Here is a 386-nt window from a genome sequence, read left to right as displayed (position 1 = left end):
GGGCGGGGCCAACCCGGCCGGCGCCGCAGGCCCCCTCCTGACCGCTGACGCGGTCGTCCTCCCCCCATTCGGGGGGAAGATGAAGCGCGCTGACCTCATCTTCCCCCTCCGGGGGAAGACGGTCGCGAAGCGACCCGTAGGGGGCAAGTGGGAGATCAGATCGATACCGCTGCCTTGTCATCCCGGACGTGCGTAGCGCGATCCGGGACCCAGGGGGTGACGCAGTGCGGTGGCCCTGGGTCCCGGCGCTCCCGCCCTCGCGGGCGTCCGGCCGGGATGACAAGGATTTTGAGCTTGAGAGCGGGGATCCAGCGACACCAATCCCCGTTGCCTCGCAACCATAACTGATCAAATTCAACCCCTTACAAAAATCCTGATCGCGCCAA

The organism is Caulobacter sp. HMWF025 (genome assembly GCF_003060965.1).
GTDB lineage: Bacteria > Pseudomonadota > Alphaproteobacteria > Caulobacterales > Caulobacteraceae > Caulobacter.
The sequence above is the reverse complement of the archived record's forward strand: the minus strand, read 5'-3'. Positions refer to the sequence as shown.